Origin of the sequence: Streptomyces sp. ADMS (genome assembly GCF_033441795.1) — a bacterium.
Taxonomy (GTDB): domain Bacteria; phylum Actinomycetota; class Actinomycetes; order Streptomycetales; family Streptomycetaceae; genus Streptomyces.
The window spans coordinates 1-9,102 of sequence record NZ_JAVFVX010000172.1 but is presented as its reverse complement, the minus strand read 5'-3'; the positions used below and the strand labels follow the sequence as shown (position 1 = coordinate 9,102).

Genomic DNA, 9,102 nt, shown 5'->3' with positions numbered 1-9,102 from the left:
GCCGGTTTCGGCGGGGTTCGGTTCGTGGGTCTGGTGGTGGTTGGTCTGGCCGGTTCCGGCGGGGTTCGGTTCGTGGGTCCGGCCGTGGTCGGTCTCGCCCGTTCCGCCGTGATCCGGTTCGCCGCTTCTCCCGTCCACCGTCTCGTCGTACTTCTCCCCCGTACTGCTCACCGGTGACCCCCGGACCGTGCCGGTTCCGGGAGCGGGAGGCCCGGGGCGCGGGGTGGGAGCAGCGCCAGGTGTTCCTCGCGGACCAGGCCGAAGCGCAGCGCGACGCCGACCACGGCCTCGCGCTTGCCGGTACGGCGCGCGCCGCTGCCCGCGTCGGCGACGTCCTGCGGCCCGCGCACCCGCAGTTTCTGCTCCGCCAGGTAGTCGATGTGGGCGCTGACCGCCCGCGCGGTCAGCCGCGTCAGCGCCGGGTGGGTGCGGATGCGTTCCACGACCTGCGGGGTGGTCGGCACGGAGACGGCCGACTCGTCGCGCAGCCGCGGTTCGCAGAGCGCCACCAGCACGAGGAAGTACGTGGCGGTCTCGTCCAGTGAGTAGGCGTTGAGGGTACGGGTGCCCCAGGCGCCGCCGGGATCGTCCGCGTCGAGGTAGACGTGGTCGGGCGCGAACACCTGGAAGCTCACCGTGGAACCCCGGGTGGGCAGCACGACCCGGGCGAACTCGAACGGGATCGGCGCCCCGGACCGGCGCGGCGGGACCCTCAGGTACTCCCCGGCCCCTTCCGGGTTCTCTACCAGGTAGCTGTGGGTGGTGGAGAAGTTGGTGAGCTGCCAGTGGTCCTCCGTCACCCGGATCTCCCCGGCGAGCCGGGAGACCGCCGGGTCGGGCAGCAGCAGTTCGACCGGATGCGTCTTCGTGCCCCGGCCGAAGCGCGCCGCCTCTCCCGGTCCCAGGCGCCGGGTCGTCGCCGGCTCCGTGCGGTGCGCTGACGGCAAATGGATCAGTATGCCGCTCATCGGCAGGTTTTCCTTCCCCCGTTTTCGGCCGGTCAAGCCGCCGGGCATCGTAGCCCCGGGGGTACCCCGTGCAGGCTCGTTTGCGCGCTCGTTGGCTGGATTCCGCCGGTGGCCGGGGCGGCCGTCCGCCCGGTGGTCGACGCACGGGGAAGGAGGTGCAGGGCCCCGTGGAGTCCGTTCCACGTGCGGCCCTACGCCTTTCGTCCAGCGCTTCCTACGAGGAACAGACGGGCACGCCGGGGAGCTGGTTCCCCGGCGAGCTGATGTAGATGTTGGTCATGTAGCCCCCGTACTGCGGGAGATAGGCCCACCACGCGTTCGTGTATGGCGGAATGCTGACCTCCTGGCCCAGTCTCTGGCAGCTCACCAGGACCTCCACGCCGGCCGGCAGCGTCGTCAGCGGAGCGGAGTCGACGGTGGTCGGCAGCGGGCGTACCTTCACGCCCGAGCTCCAGGTGCCGAACCAGGTTCCCGCCGGGCGGACGGCGCCCGGCACCGTGAGGGAACGGGTGAGCCGGTTGACGTCCGTGTACGCCGTGCCGTACGGGGTGCCGTCGGGGTGCAGGGTGAACACGGCCACGATGGTCCGGTCGCCCGACCCGACCGTGCCGGTGGTGTGCAGAGCCTCCCGCGTGAGATCGACCGCGGCCGTGGACGGCTGCGCGGACGGCTGCGCCGCCGTGGACCCCTGCGCCGCTGTCGCGGCGGCGACGGTCGTCGGCGGCCTGGGGGTGCAGCCGCCGGAACTGCCGAAGCCGGACCAGCCCTGCTTCACCGCCCACGGCCGCTCGAAGGAGCCGGCGATGCCGAAGTGCTGGTCGAACCCGTCGGTGCCGCAGCGCGTCGACTGTCGCAGGTTGCCCATCATGTAGTCGCGTACCGGCGCGGAGGCGGTGTCCAGGATGTGCCGGTAGATCCGCACCGTGTCGGCGGCCGACAGGGACACGTATCCCCAGGTTGCCTCGTATCCGGGCGGCGGGTTGGCGGTGTCGGTCAGGCCGAGTTGCGCCACCGTCCGGTCGATGATCGCCGTCCGCCCGCCGAGGTCCCAGTAGTGGCTGGCCGCGGTGTCGTCGCTGTTGCGCAGCATCGAGTCGAGCCGGGTGCGGTCGGCGGCGGCCAGGGTACGGGGGTCGTGGGTGCGCAGGTGGTCGAGGGCGATGAGCAGTTTCACCACCGAGGCCGAGCGGAACCGCAGGGTCTCGTTGAGGCGTTCGGTGAAGGTCCCGGTCGTACGGTCGAAGACCGCCACGCCGGCGGTCACGCCCGCAGGCACCTCGGCCTGTGTGGCACCTGCTGGTGCGGCGGTGGCCTGTTCCGCCCCGGTCAGGCCCAGGACCGTCGCGGCCAGGGCGAGGGCGGCGGAGACGGCACCGAGTCGGCGCAGGCGTGTCCCGCGCCGGTTCGGCGGCCGGTCGGCGGCCGAACCGCCGTGGTGGGTGGTCGGACTGTTCACAGTGGGTTCCCCTTTTCGGTCGTGCCCCCGTGGCGTCGTGGTACGGGCACCGGCAGGCGCCGGGCAGCCTCGCGCCGGCGACGGCGCTCCCCGGCTCGGACCGGTGGCGGCGGGGCGTCCCCGCATATGGGCGGTGACACCTGTCCTCCGGGGCTGTGGTCCGCGTACGGGTCGTGGGTGGCGGGAGCACGTTAGGTGGCTCACCGGCCTTGCGGTATCCGTAAGTTGACGGGGTGGCTGGTGGCGGGGTGCAGGTGGCCTGGGGTTGTGCCGGGCCGGGCCCGGCCGGGCTGTGGGCGGTGGCATCTGTTGTCCGGGGTTGTGGTCCGCGTACGGGTCGTGGGTGGCGGGAGCGCGTTGGGTTGCTCACCGGCCTTGCGGTATCCGGAAGTTGACGGGGTGGCTGGTGGCGGGGTGCAGGTGGCCTGGGGGCGCGTGGGGGCCGGGTCCGTCGGCCGTACCGCACCGGCACGCAGGACGTCATTCCGCGAACTTCCGGATGACGTACCCGGCCGCGCCCCGGATACGTTCCGCAGCGTCCGGCCGCGCCCCACGGCATCGGTCGGCGTCACGCCTTCCGTCCGGGCCGGGGACCGTCACCCCGGCGGACCACCATCCACGACACGAGGAGTTCCGATGAGCGGAAAGGATCTGCTCCGGACGCTCGCCGTCACGGGCCTGCTGCTCGTCACGGCCTGCTCCGCCGCCGACCGGCCGTCCGAGGACGCCGGCGGCCGGCTGCGCACCGGGCTGACCGGCGCGGAGCGCAAGCTCCTCGGCGAGGCCGAGCAGCGGCTGATCACCGGCTGTATGCGGGACAAGGGCTTCCAGTACGGGCTCGACCCGGACGGGCCGCGCAGCGAGGCGCCCACACGTCGCTTCGGGCTGGACGACGTCGCCTGGGCCCGCGGCCACGGCTACGGTCTGGCCGAGGCGGCCCGTTCCGGTGACCGGGGCGGGAAGGCCGCCGCCGAGAACAGTCCCCAGGCACGCTACCTCGCCTCCCTCCCGCCGCAGCGCCAGGCCGAGTTCGACCGCGCCCTGAACGGCACCGACCATGCCGCGATCGTCGTCCCGGCGCCCGGTCGCGGCCAGATCTTCACCAGCGCCGACGGCTGCCAGGCCGACGCCCGCCAACGGCTCTACGGCGATCTGCGCGACTGGACCGAGGCCAAGGTGGCCGTGGTCAACCTGGAGTACGTCACCTTCGACGACGTCGTGGCGGAACCCCCGTACACCAGGGCGCTGGCCGACTGGAGGGCCTGTATGAAGGCACGGGGGCTGGCCTATCCGAGCTCTTCGGAGGCCATCGGCGCCGTGGCGAAGGAGAACCGGTCCCGCACCGCCGGGGAGGCGAAAAAGCGCGAGGTGACCGTCGCCGTCGCCGACGCCGAGTGCAACCGCGCGGCCGGCCTGGCCAGGACCGGCACCCGTCTGCAACGGGAGCACGTGCGGGACGCCGCGCGTCACGAGTTCGCGCGCCAGACCCGCTACTACACCCGGGCGGTCACGACCGCGCTCGGCCGAGCCCGCTCCGTCGTCGGCTCCGGCTGAGGCCGCACCGCCCCACCGAACCCGCACGCCCGGCCGCTGTCGGCCCGGGCGTGGGCCCCGGCGCACGCCGCTGGAACCCACCGGGAAACCCACCAAGAAAACCCGTGAGAAGGAGAACCTCATGCGCACCACCAAGCGCGCCCTGCTGGGGCTGGCCCTGGCCGTCACCCTGCTTCCGATCGCCGCCACCACCGCCCAGGCCGGGGGCACGAAGCCCACCTGGAGCCGGGAAAATCCCGGCAACTGCCCGGAGGGATACCTGTGCGTCTACAAGGGGATCAACTACGATCTCGCCGACGCCGGCATTGCCAAGTTCAAGTACGACAATCCCATCTGGTCGAACACCGACAACCGGTACATCGCCCACGAGGACTCGTCCTGGTTCAACAACGGCACCGGCAGCTCGTACAGCTCCGTGGAGGTCTACGCGGACAACGGCTACGGCGGTAACTCCTTCTGCCTGGACAAGGGCTGGGGCAACAAGTGGGACGAGGTGGCGAACGACCAGGGCGAGGCCAACCTCTGGGTGAACGGCCCCTGCTGACCGGTGACGGCCGGCCCGACCTGCTCGGCCGGGACAGCGCGGGCGCCCTGTGGCGCTGGAACGCGACGGCGTCCGCGACCTTCGGCACGGAGACGCGGATCGCCACCGGCTGGAGCGGCTACACCGGCCTGTACTGAGCCCCGTCACCTCCCGCCACCGGGCCCGGCCGCGACTCCCGCGGCCGGGCCCGGTCATGTCCTGGCGCGCCGCCAGGACCGGGTCGTGTGTCCTGTCACCGGCTGCTGCGTGTGGTGGAGGGCTGGAGGAGCTGGTCGACGGGTGCGTAGTCGTCGGTGAGCGGTCGGGCGTCGCCGATCCAGGAGGTGAGGTCGTCGCCGGTGGCGATCTTCCAGCCGGTCTGGCGGGCGTTCAGCGCTTCCTGGGCCGCGCGCAGGTCGACCGGACGGTCGGAGGCGAGCACCACCAGGTTGCCGCCGTCGGCGGTGGCGGTCGGGTCGAGGCCGATGTCGGCGGGTTCACCGAGGAGGGCCACGTGCTCGAAGGTCTCGCTGAGGGTGGCTGCTTCGGCACGTGCGAAGGCCATCCCACCGTGATCGATGAGGTTGGCGACGTACAGGCCGTCCTCGTCGAGCACCCGCCGTACGTCGCTCATCGCCTCCGCCGTGGTGAGGTGCCACGGCACGCTGACACCCCCGAAGGCGTCGCCGACGACGAGATCGCGACTGGCGGAGGCCAGTCGCCGCAGGCCGAGCCTGCCGTCCTCGGTGCGTACGTCGATACCGGCGTCCGGTTTCAGGCCGAGCCGGTCGCGGTTGATGCGTACGACCCCGTTGTCGATCTCGGACACCAGGCTGCGGGTCCCGGGCCGGGTGGCCGCCAGGTAATGGGGAAAGGTGAGCCCGCCGCCGCCCAGGTGGTGGGCGACGAGTGGCTCCCCTTCGGGAAAGGCGGCGTCGACCACCGACGCGATGGCGCGCACATACCCGAACTCCAGGAGGGTCGGGTCGTCGAGGTCGACGTAGGAGTGCCGCAAGCCGTCCAGAACGAGGGTGCGGCCGCCGGCCCGGTCGGGGTCCGCGACGACCCGTGCGCAGTGGTACTTGGTCTCCGTGTCGCAGCCGCCGGGCGCGACCGTGGTGGCGAGGCCGCCGGCGACGACCACGAGGGTGAGGGCAGGGGTGCCGCTCCACCCGCGAGTTCGCCACTCGGCCAGCGCCGCGCCGGCCACCAGCAGTGTGCCGAGGCCGATCAGGATGCCGCTGACCGGCAGCCGCGACACCAGGACGAAGCCGGTGAGGACGGTGCCGAAGATGGCGCCGACGGTGCCGACGCCGGACAGCCGGCCGACCACCGTTCCGGTCTCGGCGAGGCTGGTGAGACGCAGCTTGGTGACGATCGGCGTCACCGCGGAGAGCAGCGCGCCCGGCACGAGGATGGTCAGCGAGGCGATCAGCAGGAGCATCGCCGGTGCCCACTCGGCGGTGGTGCGCAGCACGGCGGGGGTGAGCGCGACGACCGCTCCCGACACCCCGAGCGAGGGGCCTATGAGCCGACGCGGGTTGACCTGGTCGGCGATGAGCCCACCCAGCCAGGAGCCGAGGGCGATCGCGGTGAGGGCGATGCCGATCACGATGGTGCTGGTCTCGAGGGTGAGACCGAGATAAGGGGCCAGCAGCCGCAGGGCGACGATCTCGACGACCAGTACCGCGGCCGAGGACCCGAACACAAGCGCGGCAGCGGCACGGGACCCCAGGCCGTGGTCGCGAGGTGGGTCCTCGGCGACGGGCGAGGACGACGATTCGGTCACGGGCGACATCCTCGCATGCGGCTCAGCGACCGCACAGGCGCTGTTCGGCGGACGGTGAACAGGCCGCCGTCAGCCTTGAGACGACGTCGGTGCAGGCGTGCCGTTCGCCGTCCAGGGCGGCGGGTCCGGTCACGCTGAGGCGCTCGGGGCAACTCACCTTCACCCACACGTCGTTGGTGTCGACGAAGCGCAGGAATCGGGTGAACTGCGGCCCGTCCACCGGCTGGGTCACGTCCGGGCGTCCCATCAAGTGCCCTGCCCTGCCCTGCCCCGGCCGGCCGGCTGACCGGTTGAGGTGGGGATCCGCGGTGCGAAGGCCACCGCCTCTGGTGCCCTGACCAGCCAAGACGGACGTGTCAGGTGACGACGCGGCGATACGGGGAAGAAGTTGCGGCAGCCGATAGGAGGTTGTCGTGGAGGGTGAAGATCTGGAACTGGGCGAGTTGCTGGCCGCCGCGGAGGCGGCCCCGCCCGGAGAGTCCGTCGACGTGGTGGCACACGACCTGCAGAAGCGGTTCGGTGCGGAGCGGGTGTCGTTCCTGTTCGTCGACCTCATCGGTCAGCGGCTGGTACGGCTCGCCGCCGCCGACGGTGACGGCGCGGACCAGGCTGAGCCGATCGACCTGCAGAGCACTGTCTACGACCGCGTTCTGCGCAGCCAGCGCCAGCATGTGGAAGGGGACGGCCAGGGCGGACGGCGCGTCATCACGCCGGTCACCAACCGCGGCGACTGCATCGGCGTCCTGGAGGCGACCCTGCAGGCCGTCGACGACACCGTGCTCCGGCAGATCGGTGACGCGGCACACGCGCTGGCCTACGTCATCGTCACGGACCGCCGCTTCACCGACCTGTACCACCTGGGCCGGCGCACCACCAGGACCAGCCTGGCCGCGGAGATCCAGCACCAGCTGCTTCCCTCGGCCTCCTGCTGCGAGGCGTCCCAGTTCACCCTTGCCGCCGGGCTGGTGCCGGCCGACGACATCGGCGGCGACACCTACGACTACGCCCTCGGCCGCGACACCCTGCACCTGTCCATCACCGACGCCATGGGCCACGACACGGACTCCGCTCTGCTGGCCACCCTGCTGGTCGGCGCACTGCGGCAGGCCCGCCGCACCGGCTGTGACGCCATCAAGCAGGCCGACCACGCCCACCAGGCCCTGCTGAACCACAGCCGCGGGCTGGCCACCGGACAGCTGCTGTGCGTCGACCTCGAAACAGGCCTTTGCGAACTGGTCAACGCCGGCCATCCCTGGCCACTGCGGCTGCGCGACGGCACCGTCGAGGAGGTCGGACTCGCCGTCAACCTGCCGTTCGGTGTGGCGGCACCCACCCCTTACCGCGTTCAGGAACTGCACTTGCGTCCCGGAGACCGCCTGATCCTGCTCACCGACGGCATGCAGGAGCGCGGTGCCGCTTCCGTCGACCTGGCCTCGGTCGTGCACCACACCCGTGCGGTGCACCCGAGAGAAGCCGTTCGTAGCCTGACCGCCGCGGTGCTCGACGCCTGCCACGGCAGCCTCAAGGACGACGCCACGGTCCTGATACTGGACTGGCACGGCAGTCGGCGCACACCGGCCGGATCCAGCCCGGGCCCGCGGCGATGAGCCGCGGCAGCCGTGATGCTGTTCCGGGTGTTTTTTGCGAGTGTGGTGCCTTCTTCGTTCGTGCGAGTGGGGCGCATGGACGCACAATGAGGGGGTACTCGCGCCGAGGCGTCGGCTGCATTCGGCCGACGCGCTGTTGGCTTCGATGATGGGAGGGACATGTCATGGCGCTCATGACTGTGACCACGACGGACACGCAGGTGTGCGAGTTGCCGGAGGTCGCCGATCCCAGCAAGGTGGCGCCGAAGGATGCCCGCCAGCTGTCCAAGCTCTTCTTCAGCCGGCTGGCGGTGCTTGAGGAGGGCACGCCGGAGTACAGCTACGCGCGGCACACGCTGATCGAGATGAACGTGTCCCTGGTCCGCTTCGCGGCCAGCCGGTTCCGCAGCCGCGGGCCGGAGGAGATGGAGGACATCGTCCAGGTCGGCACGATCGGTCTGATCAAGGCCATCGACCGGTTCGACCTGTCCCGGGAGACGGAGTTCACCTCCTTCGCCATCCCCTACATCGTCGGCGAGATCAAGCGTTTCTTCCGTGACACCACCTGGGCCGTCCACGTTCCGCGCCGGCTCCAGGAAGCCCGCGTCCAGCTCGCGCGCGCCACCGAGGAACTCCGCAGCCGCCTGGGCCGCAACCCCACGGTCAGGGAACTGTCGGAGCTGATGAGCCTGTCCGAGGAAGAGGTACGGGAGGCCCGCCTCGCCGCGAACGGCTACAACTCCTCCTCCCTGGACGCCACGATCAGCGGGAGCGAGGACGGCGAAGCGGCGCTGCAGGACTTCATCGGCGCCGAGGACCCGGCGCTGGAGCTGGTGGAGGACTTCCATGTCCTGGCCCCGCTGATCGCCGAACTCGATGAGCGGGACCGGCAGATCATCCACATGCGGTTCGTCGAGGAACTCACCCAGGCCCAGATCGGCGAATTCCTGGGCGTCTCGCAGATGCATGTCTCCCGGCTGCTCTCTCGTACCCTCACGCGGTTGCGGGAAGGCATGCTAACCAGTCGCTGAGAGGGCGCCCGGGGTGTGTGGGTGGCTGGTCATCGTGGGGCGCCTGGCTGGGGTGTGGGGGCACCGACGAAACTGCCCTCCACCTCGGCGAGTTGGTGGCCGGGGCACCCCTTCCGCAGGCTCGGCCGGCGTCGCACGGCGGGGAAACGATCTGTGACAGCGTGGGAGACGATCTCCCCGGAGGGGGTCATAGTC

The 9,102-nt window shown here is 71.4% G+C and carries 7 protein-coding genes and 1 pseudogene; 4 read left to right on the top strand and 4 right to left on the bottom strand.

Features of this window, described 5'->3' with window-relative positions; genetic code table 11:
* Positions 1-167: 167 nt before the first annotated feature.
* Together RB628_RS37630 and RB628_RS37625 are read right to left on the bottom strand one after the other, a co-directional pair.
* Positions 168-968 (bottom strand): serine/threonine protein kinase, encoded by an 801-nt coding sequence (locus RB628_RS37630; RefSeq protein WP_318325141.1) that lies wholly within the window; start codon positions 966-968, stop codon positions 168-170.
* A gap of 214 nt (positions 969-1,182) precedes the next feature.
* Positions 1,183-2,355 (bottom strand): hypothetical protein, encoded by a 1,173-nt coding sequence (locus RB628_RS37625; RefSeq protein WP_412180789.1) that lies wholly within the window; start codon positions 2,353-2,355, stop codon positions 1,183-1,185.
* A gap of 705 nt (positions 2,356-3,060) precedes the next feature.
* On the opposite strand from RB628_RS37625, the gene RB628_RS37620 reads away from it, so the two are divergent.
* Together RB628_RS37620 and RB628_RS37615 are read left to right on the top strand one after the other, a co-directional pair.
* Positions 3,061-3,978: a hypothetical protein gene (locus RB628_RS37620; protein WP_318325140.1), complete on the top strand. Its 918-nt coding sequence runs from the start codon at positions 3,061-3,063 to the stop codon at positions 3,976-3,978.
* Between the two features lie 121 nt (positions 3,979-4,099).
* Positions 4,100-4,522, top strand: a complete 423-nt coding sequence (locus RB628_RS37615; protein ID WP_318325139.1) for a peptidase inhibitor family I36 protein — start codon at positions 4,100-4,102, stop codon at positions 4,520-4,522.
* 232 nt (positions 4,523-4,754) lie between these two features.
* Here RB628_RS37615 and RB628_RS37610 read toward each other — a convergent pair whose 3' ends face one another.
* Together RB628_RS37610 and RB628_RS37605 are read right to left on the bottom strand one after the other, a co-directional pair.
* Entirely contained in the window at positions 4,755-6,299 is a 1,545-nt protein-coding gene (locus RB628_RS37610; RefSeq protein WP_318325138.1) for a fused MFS/spermidine synthase, read from the bottom strand.
* A 70-nt stretch (positions 6,300-6,369) separates the two neighbouring features.
* Positions 6,370-6,537: pseudogene (locus RB628_RS37605) on the bottom strand (2-pyrone-4,6-dicarboxylate hydrolase); the annotation flags it as partial.
* Between the two features lie 166 nt (positions 6,538-6,703).
* Between RB628_RS37605 and RB628_RS37600 the strand changes: the two are divergent.
* Both RB628_RS37600 and RB628_RS37595 read left to right on the top strand, forming a co-directional pair.
* Entirely contained in the window at positions 6,704-7,897 is a 1,194-nt protein-coding gene (locus tag RB628_RS37600) for a PP2C family protein-serine/threonine phosphatase (protein WP_318325137.1), read from the top strand.
* A 164-nt stretch (positions 7,898-8,061) separates the two neighbouring features.
* Complete coding sequence (locus tag RB628_RS37595; RefSeq protein ID WP_318325136.1) at positions 8,062-8,907, top strand: RNA polymerase sigma factor SigF; 846 nt, start codon at positions 8,062-8,064, stop codon at positions 8,905-8,907.
* Positions 8,908-9,102 lie beyond the last annotated feature (195 nt).

Coding starts and splice junctions, on each gene's coding strand:
- RB628_RS37630 (WP_318325141.1), bottom strand. CDS start 968: ATGAGCGGCATACTGATCCATTTGCCGTCAGCGCACCGCACGGAGCCG.
- RB628_RS37620 (WP_318325140.1), top strand. CDS start 3,061: ATGAGCGGAAAGGATCTGCTCCGGACGCTCGCCGTCACGGGCCTGCTG.
- RB628_RS37615 (WP_318325139.1), top strand. CDS start 4,100: ATGCGCACCACCAAGCGCGCCCTGCTGGGGCTGGCCCTGGCCGTCACC.
- RB628_RS37610 (WP_318325138.1), bottom strand. CDS start 6,299: ATGTCGCCCGTGACCGAATCGTCGTCCTCGCCCGTCGCCGAGGACCCA.
- RB628_RS37595 (WP_318325136.1), top strand. CDS start 8,062: ATGGCGCTCATGACTGTGACCACGACGGACACGCAGGTGTGCGAGTTG.